The 622-nt window shown below is 68.5% G+C and carries 1 protein-coding gene; it reads left to right on the top strand.

Annotation, left to right across the window (positions count from 1 at the left end; translation table 11 throughout):
• The coding region (locus tag JNK74_29345) for a transketolase (protein ID MBL7650282.1) at nucleotides 1-622 on the top strand (622 nt) is incomplete at both ends.

Genomic DNA, 622 nt, shown 5'->3' with positions numbered 1-622 from the left:
AAGCCGCACGCGCTGATCATCAAGCGCCACATGGCGCCGGGCATCGAGGGCGCCGAGGGCAGCCCGCACGCGCACGAGGTCCTGAAGACCGACGTCGCCGTCAAGTACCTCGAGCAGCGCGGCCAGACGGCGGCGGTCGAGATCCTGAAGGCGGCCAGGGGCGACAAGAGCCCGCTGACCTACGAGGGCAGCTCCGGCGTCGGCAAGAACCGCGACGACTTCGGCAAGATCGTGAACGCCATCCTCGACGGCATGTCGCCCGCGGACCGCGTCGCGCGCGTGCGCGTGTTCGACAACGACCTCGAAGGCTCGTGCGGCCTGCACCACATCCGCAAGGCCCACCCCGAGGTCTTCGTGCGCGGCGGCATCATGGAGCGCGGCAACTTCTCCGCCGCCGCCGGCTTCGGCAGCGAGAAGGGCAGGCAGGGCATCTTCGCGACGTTCTCCGCGTTCCTCGAGATGTGCATCAGCGAGATCACGATGGCGCGGCTGAACTTCTCGAACGTGCTCGCGCACTTCAGCCACAGCGGCGTCGACGACATGGCGGACAACACCTGCCACTTCGGCATCAACTCGATGTTCGCCGACGGCGGCCTGACGCCCGGCCACGGCGAGGACGAGA

Source organism: Candidatus Hydrogenedentota bacterium, from assembly GCA_016791475.1.
In the GTDB taxonomy this organism is placed as follows: domain Bacteria; phylum Hydrogenedentota; class Hydrogenedentia; order Hydrogenedentales; family JAEUWI01; genus JAEUWI01.
This window is presented reverse-complemented; position numbering and strand designations above follow the sequence as displayed.